This is a genomic window from Solwaraspora sp. WMMA2065, from assembly GCF_030345075.1.
Taxonomy (GTDB): Bacteria; Actinomycetota; Actinomycetes; order Mycobacteriales; family Micromonosporaceae; genus Micromonospora_E.
In genome coordinates, this window is sequence record NZ_CP128361.1 from 851,504 (window position 1) to 866,947 (window position 15,444).

13 protein-coding genes are annotated in these 15,444 nt (G+C 71.1%); 4 read left to right on the forward strand and 9 right to left on the reverse strand.

The window, feature by feature from the left end; translation table 11 throughout:
• The first annotated feature begins 64 nt into the window (after positions 1 to 64).
• Positions 65 to 730 (forward strand): hypothetical protein, encoded by a 666-nt coding sequence (locus O7610_RS03885; protein WP_281554380.1) that lies wholly within the window; start codon positions 65 to 67, stop codon positions 728 to 730.
• 161 nt (positions 731 to 891) lie between these two features.
• On the opposite strand, the gene O7610_RS03890 is transcribed toward O7610_RS03885, so the two are convergent.
• From O7610_RS03890 to O7610_RS03900, 3 genes are all read right to left on the reverse strand, one after another.
• Positions 892 to 1,443: a hypothetical protein gene (locus O7610_RS03890; protein WP_289212666.1), complete on the reverse strand. Its 552-nt coding sequence runs from the start codon at positions 1,441 to 1,443 to the stop codon at positions 892 to 894.
• Positions 1,444 to 1,532: 89 nt separating this feature from the next.
• Complete coding sequence (locus tag O7610_RS03895) at positions 1,533 to 2,969, reverse strand: sensor histidine kinase (protein WP_289212667.1); 1,437 nt, start codon at positions 2,967 to 2,969, stop codon at positions 1,533 to 1,535.
• Positions 2,962 to 3,657: a response regulator transcription factor gene (locus O7610_RS03900; protein WP_281554383.1), complete on the reverse strand. Its 696-nt coding sequence runs from the start codon at positions 3,655 to 3,657 to the stop codon at positions 2,962 to 2,964. The genes O7610_RS03895 and O7610_RS03900 overlap by 8 nt, the downstream gene beginning before the upstream one ends.
• Positions 3,658 to 3,858: 201 nt before the next feature.
• Here O7610_RS03900 and O7610_RS03905 point away from each other — a divergent pair, with 201 nt between their 5' ends.
• Positions 3,859 to 4,977 carry a hypothetical protein gene (locus O7610_RS03905; protein ID WP_289212668.1) on the forward strand — a complete coding sequence of 373 codons (1,119 nt, stop codon included), beginning with the start codon at positions 3,859 to 3,861 and terminating at the stop codon, positions 4,975 to 4,977.
• Between the two features lie 55 nt (positions 4,978 to 5,032).
• Here O7610_RS03905 and O7610_RS03910 read toward each other — a convergent pair whose 3' ends face one another.
• Together O7610_RS03910 and O7610_RS03915 are read right to left on the reverse strand one after the other, a co-directional pair.
• Complete coding sequence (locus O7610_RS03910; RefSeq protein ID WP_281554385.1) at positions 5,033 to 7,429, reverse strand: Tex family protein; 2,397 nt, start codon at positions 7,427 to 7,429, stop codon at positions 5,033 to 5,035.
• Between the two features lie 183 nt (positions 7,430 to 7,612).
• Positions 7,613 to 8,299, reverse strand: coding sequence for a GOLPH3/VPS74 family protein (locus O7610_RS03915; protein ID WP_281554386.1), 687 nt, complete (start codon positions 8,297 to 8,299; stop codon positions 7,613 to 7,615).
• Between the two features lie 216 nt (positions 8,300 to 8,515).
• Here O7610_RS03915 and O7610_RS03920 point away from each other — a divergent pair, with 216 nt between their 5' ends.
• Entirely contained in the window at positions 8,516 to 10,096 is a 1,581-nt protein-coding gene (locus O7610_RS03920; protein WP_289212669.1) for a deoxyguanosinetriphosphate triphosphohydrolase family protein, read from the forward strand.
• A 58-nt stretch (positions 10,097 to 10,154) separates the two neighbouring features.
• Here O7610_RS03920 and O7610_RS03925 read toward each other — a convergent pair whose 3' ends face one another.
• From O7610_RS03925 to O7610_RS03935, 3 genes are all read right to left on the reverse strand, one after another.
• Complete coding sequence (locus O7610_RS03925; protein WP_281554388.1) at positions 10,155 to 10,487, reverse strand: recombinase zinc ribbon domain-containing protein; 333 nt, start codon at positions 10,485 to 10,487, stop codon at positions 10,155 to 10,157.
• A 106-nt stretch (positions 10,488 to 10,593) separates the two neighbouring features.
• Positions 10,594 to 10,992 (reverse strand): PaaI family thioesterase, encoded by a 399-nt coding sequence (locus O7610_RS03930; protein ID WP_281554389.1) that lies wholly within the window; start codon positions 10,990 to 10,992, stop codon positions 10,594 to 10,596.
• A gap of 45 nt (positions 10,993 to 11,037) precedes the next feature.
• Positions 11,038 to 12,195, reverse strand: a complete 1,158-nt coding sequence (locus O7610_RS03935) for an acyltransferase family protein (RefSeq protein WP_281554390.1) — start codon at positions 12,193 to 12,195, stop codon at positions 11,038 to 11,040.
• A gap of 260 nt (positions 12,196 to 12,455) precedes the next feature.
• Between O7610_RS03935 and O7610_RS03940 the strand changes: the two genes are divergently transcribed.
• On the forward strand, positions 12,456 to 14,780 hold the full coding sequence (locus O7610_RS03940) for a putative bifunctional diguanylate cyclase/phosphodiesterase (protein WP_289212670.1): 2,325 nt from the start codon (positions 12,456 to 12,458) through the stop codon (positions 14,778 to 14,780).
• Here the strand turns inward: O7610_RS03940 and O7610_RS03945 are convergent.
• Positions 14,756 to 15,271, reverse strand: coding sequence for a GNAT family N-acetyltransferase (locus tag O7610_RS03945; RefSeq protein WP_281554392.1), 516 nt, complete (start codon positions 15,269 to 15,271; stop codon positions 14,756 to 14,758). The genes O7610_RS03940 and O7610_RS03945 overlap by 25 nt on opposite strands.
• Positions 15,272 to 15,444 lie beyond the last annotated feature (173 nt).

The window sequence follows — 15,444 nt, forward strand, 5'->3', positions numbered from 1 at the left end:
GCCTTGTCGTGATCCGGACCGTACTGAGTCTGGTGGCCACGGGTGTCGCCCGACTAGTGTCGAAATGGATTCGAAGTTCTCCCGGCATTCGGGCGACCGCTATTCGAGTCTGTCCGGTCTGTTTGCTCAGCGCGCCCTCTCCGACATGCGACGGGTGAGTGATCGCCGTGGGCTGACCGCAATCTCCACATCCGTCGAGACAGGAGTACGGCACATGATCAGCGATGCCATGCTGCAGCAGGCAAGCGCCATTTTGGCGCAGGTCGCCGACGGCGTGAACGTCGTCGTCGTTCCGCAGTCGATGTCCGTCGGCACGGCCGAGAACCCGGCCATCTGTCTGAAGTCGGCGATCCAGGTGAACTGGGTGAAGAAGCAGATGGCCGCACCGGAGGTCCGCAAGTACGTCGAGGACGATGTGGCCTGGGACGGGATCATCGGCACCGTCGCGCTCGACACGCTGGTGATCCAGGAAGCGGTCTTCGACGGTACCATGGCCTACCGTTCAGCGGTGATCTGGCACGAGCACGGGCATGTCCTGCACGGTAAGACCGAAAACGGAAACGTCTACCTGTACGAGGTCACGAGTCTGACCAATGGCGTAGATGTGCTGGACGACGAGGAAATTCGGAACGTTCTGGAAGCGAGGTCCGGAGCGTATCGGGCGGCGGTGGAACCGGGCGTCGCGGCGCTGCGTCAGTTCCTGCAGCAGAATTGGCAGATCACGCTGTAGGAGGGTCGGCGATCCGGGTGCCGGACCGGCGCGGCAAGGCACTCGACGCCCGGATCGACCGCGGCCCACGCGGCTGCCGTGGGACCGGAGTCCACCGCGTGGGCCGAGTGCCAGCAGGTGCGGGTCACTACGGGTCACTACAGGTCACTGCGACGTGCGGGTCAGTCCGATTCGGGTCGCAGCACGATCCGGGCGAGCAGTTCCTCGCCGTCACGGAGTCCGCGGACGCCGACCTCGGCATCGACGTCGAGACCGGACAGCTTGACCTCGTCGCCGTCGTCGATCACCCGGCACTCGTCGGCGCAGGTCCAGTCGAGGACGAAGCCGTCCACCGACTCGACGCTGATCGTGCTGCCGTCGATGGAGTCGACCGTGCCGCGCTGCACGACGAGCGTGCGCGGCCCGCCGTCGGTCTGTACGGTCATCTCGCCGTGCAGACCGGCACCGCCCGCCCCGAGGCCGCGTAGCCAGCCGACGCGTGGGCCGGGTCGCCCCCACGGGCCACGGCGGCCGTCCCACCAGCCGGGCCGGTCGTCGCTGGAGAGACCGAAGTCGCTGTAGTCGACGGTGTCGACCGCAGCGACCGGGAGTGGATCCGCAGCGGTGCGGGAGCCGTCGGACGAGCCGCCGGACCCGCAGCCGGTGAGGGCCAGGATCGCGACCGCCCCCGCCGCAGCACCGGTGAATGCCTTCGTACCAACTGAACTTCTCATGTGGTCAGCATCGGCCACCGACACGAAGCCACCGTCAGGTCGATGTTCGGATCAGGTAAGGCGCCGTCGGTCCGACGGAGGCAGCCGAGCTACCGGGCCGTCCTGCGCGGCAACCGTACCGTGAACACGGCACCGCCGCCGGGGGAGTGACCGGCACTGATCCGCCCGCCGAGACGGTGGGTCAGCCCGGCGGCCAAAGCCAGCCCGATCCCGGTGCCGACCGACCGTTCGCCCCGGTACCGGCGGTGCAGCGCACCGCGTTCGAAGATCACCGCGAGGTCGCCGTCGGTGAACCCCGGTCCGTCGTCGTGCACCTGCACCGCGACGAAGTCCGGTTGCCCGGCGGCGGATCCAGCCTGCCCGGTCGCCGGTTCCGGCGGTACGCCGAGCCGTACGGTGCCGCCGGCCGGCACCACCCGCAGCGCGTTGTCCAGCAGGATGTCGACGACCTGCCGGAGCCGCCCCGGGTCGGTGTGGACGGCCACCGGCGTCGCCGGTGGGGTCAGGTCGACCGTCACCCCGTTGCCGGTGAACCGGGGCCGCCAGGCGTCGACGGCGTCGGTGAGCAGCGCGCCGAGGTCGACGTCGACCAGTTCCAGGGCGAAGTCGGAGGCCTCCAGCCGGGCCAGCGCCAGCAGGTCGCCGACCAAGCGGTCCAGCCGCTGCGCCTCACCGAGCATGATCTGCCCGGTACGCACGGCTCCGTCGGGGTCCACCACCCCGTCAGCGATCGCCTCGGCGTACCCGCGCAGGATGGTCAGCGGGGTGCGCAGCTCGTGCGAGATGGACAGCAGGAAATCCCGTTGCCGGGCCTCGCTGACGGCGAGCGCGGCGGTGAGGTCGTTGAGCGCGCGGGCCAACTGCTCGGCCTCGACGGGCGGATCCAGCGGTACCCGGATGGTGCGGTCCCCAGCGCGCAGCCGCTGCGCCGCGTGTGCGGCGGCCCGGATCGGCCGGGACAGCCGGGCGGCGAGCAGCACCCCGGCGATCAGGCCGGCGGTGAGCCCGGCGGCCAACGCCAGCCACAGGTTGCTCCAGACCAGCCGGCCGACTCCTGGTCGTACCGGCTGGAGCAGCACCACCGCCGTGCCGTCGCCGGTGGGCCGTCCTTCGATCAGGGTCGGCTGGCCGTCGACGCGGGCCGGCCGGCGGCTGGTCACCGGCGCACCGGCGGCGAGCCGGCGGACCACCTGGCCGGGCAGCTGCCGAGGCACCGTCTCGCCTGGCCGGACGAGCAGCACTTCGATGCCCTGGTCGGTGAGTTCGCCGGTCAGCCGGCCGGCGAGAGCCGTCCGCGTGCCGGTCGGGGCGTCGGTGACGGCCGCCGCGACCAGGTCGGCCTTGGCAGCCAGCGAGGCGCGGACGCCGCGTTCCGTGCCCCGGACCCCGAGCGGGATGGCGACCGCCGCGGTGACCAGCACCGACAGCAGGGCGACCGCGCAGGCGACCCCGACGGTACGGGCGGTGATTGTGCCGGTGAGCTGGCGCCAGCCGGACCGCTGCCAGGTCTGTTCCGGCTCAACCATCGGCGGTGTAGCCGACGCCGCGTACCGTGCGGATCACGGTGGCGGCGGTGCCGAGCTTGGCCCGGACCTGGGCGACGTGCACGTCGACGGTGCGGGTGCCGGCTTGGGCGGCGTAACCCCAGACGGCGGAGAGCAGCTCCTCCCGGGTGTAGACCCGTCCGGGCCGTCGCATCAGGTGGTCCAGCAGGTCGAACTCGGTGGAGGTGAGGACGACCGGGTGGGAGTCGGCGGTGACGGTGCGCCGGGCCGGATCGAGGGTGACGCCACCGACGGTACGGACCGGTCGACCGCCGGGCGGGCCGAGGCTGCGGCGGCGGATGGCCCGCACCCGGGCGACCAGTTCGCGAGGGCTGAACGGTTTGGTGACGTAGTCGTCGGCGCCCAGCTCGAGGCCGACGACCCGGTCGATCTCGTCGTCGCGGGCGGTGAGGAAGATGACCGGGGTCCAGTCGTCGTCGGCGCGCAGCCGCTGGCAGATCTCGGTGCCGGTGATGCCGGGCAGCGCGATGTCCAGCACGGCCAGCACCGGGCGCAGCCGTCGGGCGGCGGCCAGCCCGCTGTCACCGTCGGCGCACACGTGTACGCCGAACCCGTCGCGGGTGAGGTAGAGCCGGATCAGGTCGGCGATCGGCTGTTCGTCCTCGACGACGAGCACCAGTCCCCGGTCTGGTTGCGGTGCTGCGGTCACCCGCCCATCTTGACGTGACCGGTAAACGACCGCATCAGTTTCCGGTACGGATCAGGTAAAAGTCGCTGCTGGCGGGTGATTCCCGGATTGTGAGCCGGACCGGATGCCGCATCAAATCAGATCACGGTCAATAACTGTACGGGCACGTGGTGTGTTCATTAGGCTGGCTAGATATCGCTCCTTGTGAATGGAGGTGGACCGGTGTCTGTCCGCACTGGATCCGACAACGGCCGCGGCTTGGTCCGCCGTGGCATCGCCCTGCTCGCCACCGGGCTACTGACCGCCACCGCCGCCGTGGTAGGAGCCGCCGCGCCGGCTCAGGCGGCCGTCGCTGACCGCTGGGGTTTCGCCTACCTGCACACGCCGACCCCGGCACCCGGCACCATCCTCGACACCACCCGGCAGTGGGGCAGCTGGAAGGCCACCGCACCCGCGCTCTGGGCGACCGTCGACCAGGTCGGTGTCGGGCGCTACCAGGTGCGGTTCCCGCTGGCTGCCTCACCCAACGGTGTCGTTCACGTCACCACGGTCGACAACGCACCACGATGGTGCCAGGTGGTCTCGAACGCCCCCGCCGGACCTGACCACATGGTGATCGTGCAGTGCTACCGGCCCGGTGGCGTACCGGACAACGCCCGGTTCGTCGTCGACTACACCTCCGCCTCCGGGATGCTGCCGCCGGGGTCGGACGCGTTCGGCTACGTCAGGGCGAACCCGGTCGGGGCGATGCTGTCGTCCTACAACTCGATGGGTGCCGGCAACACGGTCACCCAGCTCGGCACCGGCTTCTACGAGGTGAAGCTCAACGGACTCGGCACCGCCCTGCTGGACGGCAACCTGCAGGCCACCGCCGAGCACCCGTTCGGTCCTCGGCGGTGCAAGATCGCCCAGTGGTCCCCCAGCGGCGGCGCGATCCTGGCGTACGTGTTCTGCTTCGACCCAGCCGGGTCGTTCATCGACAGCTACTTCAACCTGACCTACCACCGGGAGCGGCCGATCTTCGGCTCGGTGCCGCCGACCCGGTTCGCCTACCTGCTGAGTTCGCCCTTCGGCGGGTCGACCAACTTCAACTCCGCCGGTGGGGCCAACAGCATCGCGGTCTCCGGCGTCGGGCAGTACCTGGTGACACTGCCGTCGGTGGGTGTCCCGGCGAGCACCGTGCAGGTCACCGCGCTCGGCACCAGCCCGGACTACTGCAACCTGCAGACACCGTGGGTGCTGTCCGCCAACACGGCGCTGGTTCGCAACGTGATCTGCTTCAACGCCGGAGGTTCGCAGGCACCGAACAACTTCTTCCTCACCTATTCGTCGAGCACCTGACCGGTGAGGGGTCGGGACGGCAACCGTCCCGACCCCTCGCGTACAGACCGACCGGTCAGGCTAGACCCGCCCGGCGCAGCGCGTCGGCGAGCGCACCCTCGGGCTGGCCCCCGCCGCGCTGCCCGCCCCGACCGTCCCTGCCGCCGCGGCCATCCCGGTCACCGCGGCCGCCCTTGCCGTCGCGACTCTGCTGCCGGGGCTGCCCGCCCCGGCCGGGGCCGCCCCGGCCACCGTCCGCACCGTTTCGTTGCCCCGGCGCTCGCCCGGCACCCGGCTCGTCGTCCAGCCGCAGCGTCAACGAGATACGTTTGCGGGCGACGTCCACGTCGAGCACCTTCACCCGGACGATGTCACCGGGCTTGGCCACGTCGCGGGGATCCTTGACGAAGGTCTTCGACATCGCCGACACGTGCACCAGACCGTCCTGATGCACCCCGACGTCCACGAACGCGCCGAACGCGGCCACATTGGTCACCGCGCCCTCCAGGACCATGCCGGGCCGCAGGTCGGCGAGGGTCTCCACGCCGTCGGCGAAGGTGGCGGTACGGAACGCCGGACGCGGGTCGCGGCCCGGCTTCTCCAACTCGGCGAGGATGTCGGTGACCGTCGGCAGACCGAACACGGCGTCAACGAACTTCTCCGGCCTGATCCGGCGCAACGACTTCGTGTCGCCGATCAACGTCCGCAGGTCGCTGCCGGTCTCGGTGAGGATCCGACGGACCACCGGGTAGGCTTCCGGGTGCACACTGGACGAATCGAGCGGGTCGTCGCCGTCGCGGATGCGCAGGAAGCCGGCACACTGTTCGAACGCCTTCGGCCCCAGCCGGGCCACGGTCCGCAGCGCCTCCCGGGACCGGAACGGCCCGTGCGCGTCGCGGTGCAGCACGATGTTCTCGGCCAGCCCGGCACCGATGCCGGAGACCCGGGTCAGCAGCGGTGCCGACGCGGTGTTCACGTCCACCCCGACCCCGTTGACGCAGTCCTCGACCACCGCGTCGAGTGACCGGGACAGCTTCGTCTCGGAGATGTCATGCTGGTACTGCCCGACGCCGATCGACCGAGGGTCGATCTTGACCAGCTCGGCGAGCGGGTCCTGCAGCCGGCGGGCGATGGAGACCGCGCCCCGCAACGACACGTCGAGGTCCGGCAGCTCCTGGGAGGCGTACGCCGAAGCCGAGTAGACCGACGCGCCGGCCTCGGAGACCATCACCTTGGTCAGCTGCAATTCGGGGTGCCGAGCCATCAGGTCGGCGACCAGCTTGTCGGTCTCCCGCGACGCGGTGCCGTTGCCGATCGCCACCAGGTCCACCCGGTGCGCGGCGGCCAACTTTGCCAGCGTGTCGATGGAGGCGTCCCACTGCCGGCGCGGCTCGTGCGGGTATACCGTCTCGGTGGCCACCACCTTGCCGGTGGCGTCGACGACGGCCACCTTCACCCCGGTGCGTACGCCCGGGTCCAGACCCATCGTGGCCCGGCTGCCGGCCGGCGCGGCCAGCAGCAGGTCCCGCAGGTTGGCCGCGAACACCCGGACCGCCTCGTCCTCGGCCGCCTGCCACAGCCGCATCCGCAGGTCAGCGCCGAGGTGGATCAGGATCCGGGTACGCCACGCCCAGCGGACCGTGTCGGCCAGCCACTTGTCCGCGGGCCGACCCTGGTCGCTGACGCCGAAGCGGCCGGCGATGATCGGCTCGTAGCTGCTCGGCCCGGCGACCGCGTCGGCCGGCACCTCCTCCGGCTCCATGGTCAGGTCGAGGACCTGCTCCTTCTCACCCCGGAACATGGCCAGCACCCGGTGCGACGGCAGCTTGGTGAACGGTTCGGCGAAGTCGAAGTAGTCGGCGAACTTGGCCCCCTCGGTCTGGCGTCCCTCGCGTACCCGGGCGGTGAGCCGGCCCCGCGACCACATCCGCTCCCGCAGCCCACCAATCAGGTCGGCGTCCTCGGCGAAGCGTTCCACGAGGATCGCCCGCGCGCCGTCGAGCGCCGCCGCCGCGTCGGCCACACCCTTGTCGGCGTCGACGTAGCCGGCGGCCGCGGTCCGCGGGTCCTGACCCGGATCGCCGAGCAGCAGATCCGCGAGCGGCTCCAGGCCTGCCTCGCGGGCAATCTGCGCCTTGGTCCGCCGTTTCGGCTTGTACGGCAGGTAGATGTCCTCCAGCCGGGCCTTCGAGTCGGCCGCCATGATCTGCGCGGTCAGCGCCTCGTCGAGCTTGCCCTGGCTGCGGATCGACTCCAGGATCGCGTCGCGGCGCTCGTCCAGCTCGCGCAGGTAGCGCAGCCGCTCCTCGAGGGTACGCAGCTGGGCGTCGTCGAGCATCCCGGTGGCTTCCTTGCGGTACCGGGCGATGAACGGCACCGTCGCGCCGCCATCGAGCAGTTCGACGGCGGACGCCACCTGCCCGGCCCGTACTCCCAGTTCTTCGGCGATCCGCTGATCAATCCCTGTGGTCACGTCGCGTGCCCCGCTCCAACTCCCCGGCTGCCGGGCGGGGGTGCTCCCGTCCGGCCCGATGCCTGTGGCCCGGCACCCGTCGTGCGGCCGGTGCCGGGGACCACGGTGGGTGGTCCGGGAAGCATTCTGCCGGCTATCGACCGTCGGTGTCGCGCCACCACGCGACCCGGTCCGCGGCGCAGGTCACCAGGCGATCGACGTGTCCCGCTGCGGCCACAGCCGTACCGCCAGCCGGGACCGTGGCACCGGGTGGTTGATCGCGTCGACCACCGCCGTCAGCTGCGGATCGAGCCGGCTCGCGATAGCCGTCAGTTGTCGACGCACCGTCGCCCCGTACATAGTCACGAACCAGCCTTCGGTGCCGGTGGCACGGACGATCTGGGCCAGCGCGGCGGTCCGGGCGTCCACCGCGACGACCCGGCCGAGGGCGTGGCCGAGCCGGACCCGGGGGCCGACCGCGCGGACCGGATCCATCGCCGGGAACCGGGTCGTCATGCGGCGGGTCACCGGATGGCGGACCTGTTCGGTGCGCAGCACGCCGAGGGTCTCCAGATCCTCGGCGACCACCCCGGGCAGCCCTGGTCGCATCAGGGCGATCCAGTCCGGCACCGGTTGGCGCTGTTCCAGCCGCAGTTCGGCCAGCAGCGGGTCGGCGACCGGGTCACCGAGCGGCTGCCCGTCGACCGGCACCAGCAGGCCGTCGCGGACCTCGGCACGACCGGCGAGGATCAGCGTGGCGATCGCGGTGCCGGCGAGCCCGGCACCGAGCAGATCCCGGCCGACCATCGGCCGGCCGGTGCTGTCGTCGAGCGCAACCAGGAAGAACTCCTCGGTCAGCGTCAACTCCGTCGGAGTTCGAGCACGGCGCATCGAGTCGTCCCCTGCGGCGGTTTCTGGTGCGCGAGCCGAGCAGGGCCGCGGGCGCGGCCCGGCAAGGATGGTTGACCTTGCTGAAGCGGAACCTTACGACGCCGGACCAATCAGCTCAAGCCATTCCTTTGTTGGAGACCGGTGAATGGTCCTTCGACAGCGCCGAAATGCCACCCCGGACCAGGTACGGCACCGGCACCGGGTTAGCGTCTGCTGGTGGACCCGGCACCAGCAGTCCGGTCGGCCACCGAGCCGGCCGGGGACCTCCGCGCCCGCCGCCTGTTCGGCCGACGGGCCGCCGCCGCCAGCGATCTGGCGGCGAGTCCGTTCCGGGCCGACCGCGACCGGATCGTCTCCTCACCGTTCTTTGCCCGGCTGGGCGGCGTGACCCAGGTGATCAGCCCGGGCGGCTCCGGCCTGCTGGTGCACAACCGGCTCACCCACAGCCTCAAGGTGGCCCAGGTGGGCCGGGCCGTCGCCGAGCGACTGGCCGCCGACGAGCGGTACCGGACCCTGCTCGACGAGCTCGGCGGCTGCGACCCGGACGTGGTCGAGGCGGCAGCGCTCGCCCACGACCTGGGCCACCCGCCGTTCGGGCACCTTGGTGAACGGGTGTTGGACCGGGTGACCCGGCACCGGCTCGGTCTGCCGGACGGTTTCGAGGGAAACGCGCAGTCCTACCGGATCGTGACCAGCACCGAGATCCGGGGCGAGGCGGCCGTCGGTCTGGACCTGACCGCAGCGGTGCGGGCCGCCATGCTCAAGTACCCGTGGACCCGGCGCACCTATCCGCAGCCGCATCCGAGCCTGCTGCGCCCGGCGCCCCGTGGCGCCGCGGTCGCGCCCGACGATCCGGCGGTCGGGTCGGTCAAGTTCGGCGCCTACACCACCGAGGCGGCCGACCTGCGGCAGGCCCGGGCGCCGTTCGCCGGGGTGCTCGATCCGTGGCAACAGACCGTCGAAGCCTCGATAATGGACACCGCCGACGACATCGCGTACGCCATCCACGACGTGGAGGACTTCCACCGGGTCGGCGTACTGCAGCAGGGCCCGGTCGCCGGTGAACTCGTCACCTGGCAGCGCTCCGCCGCCGAGCTGCGGGAGCTCACCGACGCGGAGATCGCCGCCAGCGCGCACCGCCCCGGCCGGTCCATCGAGCGGCTCCGCCGCCAGCTGCACCGCAAGGACAGTTGGATCGCCTCCGACGAGGCGTTCGCCGCCGCCGTCGAACACGTCCGTCAGGAGCTGGTGGACGGCCTGCTGATGGTGCCGTTCGACGGGTCGATCGAAGCGGAGGGAAGCATCAGCACGTTCTCCGCGCGGTGGACCCGGCGACTGGTCGGCGCGATCGGCGTCACTGCCAACCCGCCGGTACGCTCCGGCCACGTGCTGCTGGCGACCGCCCAGTGGCACGAGGTGCAGGTGCTCAAGTTCGTGCACCACCGGTTCGTCCTCGCCCGGCCGGACCTGGCGCTGCATCAGCGCGGTCAGGCCGATCTGCTGGCCACCCTGGTCGACGCGCTGCACGCCTGGGTGACCGACCCGGACGAGCAGGGGCGGCTGCCCCGCCGACTGCACGACCTGGTCGAGCTGGCCGAGGCGGAGCTGGCGGCGACCACCGGCACCGGTGCCGTCCCCGGGGTGAGCGGCGCCCCGGGCGGCAGCCTGGTCGCCGCCGCTCAGGGTCGGGCGATCGTCGACTACGTTGCCTCACTCACCGACGGCCAGGCGGTCGCGTTGCTGGGCGCGTTGACCGGCCGGTCCGGGCAGCTGTGGACCGACGCGTTCGTGCTGTGAGCAAGCGTTCGTGCGGTGACCGGCCCGTTCGGGTGGTGAGTGCCGGTCCTGGCGGCGGTCAGTCCCGCCAGCCGTAGTCCAGCCCCACCAGGCTGGTGCCGACGGTGACCCGGGCCAGTACGCCGACCAGCGCCGCCCGCCGCTGGTCGCGACTGACCACGTCGGCGGCGTCGGCGTTCAGCTGTACGTACCGCTGCCACACTTGCTGTTCGATCTCCTCGGCGTTGATCAGGGAACGGTCACATTCCGTGTCGGGGCAGGCATAGTGGCGGGTGCCGTCGTCGGTGCTGGCCGGAATCAACAGGCGGTCACCGCACCACAGCAGACCGCGCAGGATGTAGAGGTCGGAACCGGTCGTGTCACGGCGTGCAGGGTTGACCATGATGCCCATGTCTCATCGCCTCCTGCCAGTGTGTACGGACCGGAGAGCTGTCCGGTTCGCCGGATCGCCGCAGCAATGGGCGGGCTGTCGCGCATCGGGCGGGCCACCGACGGCGTCAGGAGCGGCGGCCGCCTCCCGGCCGGAGGTTCTGCAGCCGCACCTGACCCCGGGCGACCAGTTGTCCGTCACCGTCGGTGATATGAACCTGCCACAGCTGTTGGCTGTAGCCGCGGTGGACCGCAGTACCGACGGCGATCAGTTCCCCGCCGGAGACCGCCTTCAGGAAGTCGGTCTGATTGGCCACCCCCACCACCCGGCCCTCGTCACCGAGCCAGGTCGCCGCGCCGATGCTCGCCGCGCTCTCCACCAGCGCGCAGTACGCCCCGCCGTGCACGATCCCGAACGGTTGGTGCAGCGCCGGGGTCACCGGCAGCCGCAGCTCCACCCGCTCCGCGGAGATCTCTTCGGCCCGTACGCCGAGCTGTGCGTCGAACCCACCAACTCGCCTGTCCATGGTGCCTCCCGTCGGAGGGCGGTGCCGCCCCGTCGGCGAGCGTAGTCAACCGGTGAGAGCGTCCCGCCGGGGATCCGGCCCGGTCTGCCGCCGGTCCCGCGTCGGCGGTTCGGGTGGTCCGGGCGGAGTTGCCGGCGGAGTCGGCCTGAGTCGACGCATCGCCGGCAGCTCGACCCACCGGTGTAGCGGCACCGCCAACAGGTAGGACCCGACCAGGAACGCCAGCGTCAACCCGACCGCCTGCCCGGTGGCCCACTCCCGGTCCCGGCCGACGAGGTGCATCACGGTCACGATCACCACGAGATGAAGCAGGAAGAACGCGTATGACACCTCGCCCAGGTGGACCGCGACCCGGTGGCGCCACCAGGACCGCCGGCCGTGCAGGTCGGCCAGTGCCGCCGCCGGGACCAGCAGACCGATCGTCACGATCGTCGCTGCGGTGTCGCGGGCCTGCGCCGGCAGCCACTCGACGGCGAGATAGTTCACCACCCACAGAGCGGTGGCCACCCGCAGTCCCGGACCCCGCCAGGCGCCCCGCCGCACCAGCAGCGCCAGCACGATGCCGAGCAGGAACTCCAACATCCGTACCGGCGGGAAGATGTAGACGAACCAGCGGCGGTGTTCCGCCGCGATCAGCAGGTCGGCCACCACCGGCATCAGCCAGACGGCGGCCGGCAGGGCGACGGCGGCGACCCGCAGCGCCGTCGTGCCGAGCCGGCGCAGTCCCGCGTACAACAGGGGGAACGCCAGGTAGAACGCCATTTCGCAGGACAGCGACCAGGTGACCGGGTTGATCCCCAGGTAGTACACGTCCGACGGATGCCAGGCCTGGACCAGCGGTGCTGAGAAGGCCAGCAGCCGCGGCCAGATGTCCGGCAGTCGTGCTGTCAGCATCAGGCCGACGACGGCCGGCACCAGGGCGACCAGATGCGCCGGGTAGACCCGCGCCAGGCGTCCCCACCAGAACCGACCCGGCCGGTAGCCGGGGCGGACCGACCAGGTGAGGACGAAACCGGACAGCACAAAGAAGAACGAAACGCCCAGGTCACCGCCGTTGAACAGGATGCCGGCGACCCGGTCGGCCGGCGGGTCAGCCAACGGGATGAACGAGTAGGCGTGCACGCCGAAGACCAGTAGCGCAGCGGCGAACCGCAGCCCGGTCAGCGACGGCAGCCGGCCCGGCGAGGGAGGGGTGGCAGGCACCGGGTCAACATATCCACCGACTTCGCACGTCAAACCGGCGATATCCGACCGAGCCATACGCCAAACGGACGATTGGTCGGCGGTGCGGCAGCGACCATCAGCCGCGACCGATCGGCCCCACCGTGGCGGGCCCGGCCTGACCAGGCTGACCGCCCCGTCACCTTGGTAAGGTGTCGGCCTGTTCGACGAATCAGCCGGTGAATGACATGTGCGCAGGGGCCATCGTGACGCGACCCGCGGCGCCGGGGACGGGACAAGCCTTGTCGTCATCGTTGCCGGCACTGGTGTTCGTGGCCTTCGGCGTTGTCGCCGCCGTGCTCTACGCGGCGTTCGACACGCCGATGATCGCCGGACCGGCCTTCACCGTCGCCGGGGTCGGTGGCGCGCTCGCCGTGACCCTGGGCCCCCGTTGGCACCGGGCCCAGCCCCGCTGGGCCTGGTGGCTGCTCGCTGTCGCCTGCGTGTGCTTCCTCACCGGGGCGCTGGCCCGGCCGTGGGCGGTCGAGCAGGACGGGCCGTACGCATTGGCCGCCGACGCCGCCACCGTGCCGGGTTACCTGTTCATGCTGCTCGGCCTGGCCGGGCTGCTGCGCACCCGGGGCCGGCTGCCGTCACACGCGGTGATCGACGGTCTGATCGTCTTCATCGGTGCGGCGCTGTGCTCCGTACTGCTGCTGGCGGTGCCGGCGGGCAGCATCACCGACCGGCCGGCCCTGGTCTCCGCCCTCGCCGCGCTGTATCCGATCTTCGACGTGATCCTGATCCTGCTGCTGGTCAGCCTGGCCTTCACCACCGCCGTTCGGCGGCCGAGCTACCTGCTGCTGGTCGCCTCCATGAGTCTGCTGGTGGTCGGCGACGTGCTGTACGCCATCATCGGAGTCTCCGGTCAGCTCACCGGATCCCGGCTGCTGGATCTGCCCTTCATGCTCGGCTTCCTGCTGATCGGCGCCGCCGCCCTGCACCCCTCCGTGGTCGACCTCGGTCAGGCGGCCCGGCTGCCGGTGCAGGCCTGGTCGTGGCAGCGGCTGCTGCTGATCGGCCCGGCGCTGGCCGCGCCGTTCGTGCTCACCGTCTTCGTCTCCGGGCGATCGACGGCCGACCGGCTGGTGCTCGGCGTGGGCGGTGCTGCCATGGTGGTGCTGCTGATGATGCGGGCGGTCTCCGCCGTCCAGGGGTACGCTGCCGCGCAACGCCGCTACGAGCACCGCGCCACCCACGACCCACTGACCGGCCTGCCGAACCGGTTGATGCTCGCCGCCGAGGTGCGCCGGTTGCTCACCGCCGGTCGGCGGCCAGCGGACGCCGGGGTCTGGGTGTTCTTCCTCGACCTCGACGGGTTCAAACTGGTCAACGACTCGTGGGGGCACCACGCGGGTGATCAGCTGATCGCCCAGGTGGCGGCCCGACTGCGGGCGGCGCTGCCGGCTGCGGCGACGGTCGCCCGGGTCGGTGGGGACGAGTTCGTCGTGGTCCAGCTGGGAAGCCGCGCGCAGGCCGTGGCGCTGGCCGACCGGATCATCGACTGTGTGCACGAACCGCTGCGGATCAGGCAGGTCGAGGCGGTGATCACCGCCTCGGTCGGGATCGCCGGGACCCAGCTCGACGACGGTGGCGCGGGCAACGATCCGCCGGTGACCGCCGACGCGTTGCTGCGCGACGCCGACACGGCCATGTACCAGGCGAAGGCCGACGGTCGCGGCCGCTGGGTGATGTTCGACGCGTCGATGCACGAGCGGGTCCGCGAGCGGGTGGAAATCGAGCAGGCCCTGCGGATCGCCCTCGGCGAGGACGATCTGCGGATCGCCTTTCAACCGATCGTCGACCTGGAAAGCGGCAGCCTGATCGGTGCCGAGGCGCTGCTGCGCTGGGAACATCCGGGCCGGGGCAACATCTCACCGGCGGTGTTCATCCCGATCGCCGAGGACACCGGGCTGATCGGCCCGATCGGACGCTGGGTGCTCGACCGGTCGGTGCGGCAGCTGGCGCAGTGGCGGGCGGACGGCACGGTGACGGCGGATTTCTGGATGTCGGTCAACGTGTCGCCCCGCCAGTTGCGTGACCCGGGTCTGATCCGGGCGCTGGACGACGCGCTCGACCGGCACCGGGTGCCGGCCTCCGTCGTCGTCCTGGAGATCACCGAGTCGGTGATGATCGACCCGACCAGCGTCACCGGCCAGGTGCTGGCTGACCTGCGGCAGCGGGGGATCCGGATCGTCGTCGACGACTTCGGCACCGGGTTCTCCGCATTGGGCTATCTGCGCAAGCATCCGGTGACCGGGGTCAAGGTGGACCGGGCGTTCGTCGCCGGCCTCGGCCAGAGCGCCAAGGACGAGGAGATCGTCCGGGCGGTGGTGGCGATGAGCAGCGCCCTGCACCTGACCGTGGTCGCCGAGGGGGTGGAGACCCCGCTGCAGCAGGGCGTGCTGGCCGTCCTCGGCGTGCTGTTCGGACAGGGCAGGCTCTGGGGAGAGCCGGTCGGCCCGGCTGAGTTCGCCCGACGGTGGGCGAGCCGACCCGCCGACCCGGTGGACGGGCCGGCGGTGCCGGCTGCCAGGCAGGTTCAGGGGCGCGGCGGCAACTCGTAGAGCCAGTACGTCTGCTCGTCCAGCCGGGTCGCCCGCGCTCCCTCGGTCAACGTCCCCAGGGTCTGATGGATGGCCCGGCCGAGCCCGATCTGGTCGTTGCGGCGGCAGATGTCCAACGCCGCGACACCGTCGCTGTCCTGCACGCGTTGCCACATGTCGGCGATCACCGATTCGAAGATGCCGCTGCCGCGGTACTGCGGATGGACGGCGAAGAAGCCGATGTACCAGATCCGGCGTTGCGCGTACAGGTCCGGCCAGCGGTGGGCGAAGTAGTCCGGGGAGATCAGCGGCATCGAATCCAGCTCGTTGGTGAAGGTGGCGAGCGCGGTAAGCAGATCGGGGGACCGGTCGTCGCGCCCCAGATACTTCAGCACCCGGGCGTCGCTCAGCACCTGGTCGAACTCGACCCGGTCCATCACGTGCCGTTGGACCGCGGTGACCCGGAGTTCGTCGAACGCGGTGGTGTACAACTGCCAGGTCGGTTCGGACAATTCGGGTGGTATGCTCGTTTCGACCTGAATGCGCATCACTGTCCTCCGGGGCTCGCGGCGGGTAGGCGGGGGTGGACGCGAGCCCTGACACCGAGTATGAGTGACCGCTGAGCCCAAGGTCAGGCTGCGGCCGGCATCCGAAACTTTCCGGCAGCGGCATCGATCCGCCGAAC

Excerpts from the sequence above, each read along its gene's own strand:
- O7610_RS03885 (WP_281554380.1), top strand. The coding sequence starts at position 65 with ATGGATTCGAAGTTCTCCCGGCATTCGGGCGACCGCTATTCGAGTCTG.
- O7610_RS03890 (WP_289212666.1), bottom strand. The coding sequence starts at position 1,443 with ATGAGAAGTTCAGTTGGTACGAAGGCATTCACCGGTGCTGCGGCGGGG.
- O7610_RS03895 (WP_289212667.1), bottom strand. The coding sequence starts at position 2,969 with ATGGTTGAGCCGGAACAGACCTGGCAGCGGTCCGGCTGGCGCCAGCTC.
- O7610_RS03915 (WP_281554386.1), bottom strand. The coding sequence starts at position 8,299 with ATGCGCCGTGCTCGAACTCCGACGGAGTTGACGCTGACCGAGGAGTTC.
- O7610_RS03925 (WP_281554388.1), bottom strand. The coding sequence starts at position 10,487 with ATGGGCATCATGGTCAACCCTGCACGCCGTGACACGACCGGTTCCGAC.
- O7610_RS03930 (WP_281554389.1), bottom strand. The coding sequence starts at position 10,992 with ATGGACAGGCGAGTTGGTGGGTTCGACGCACAGCTCGGCGTACGGGCC.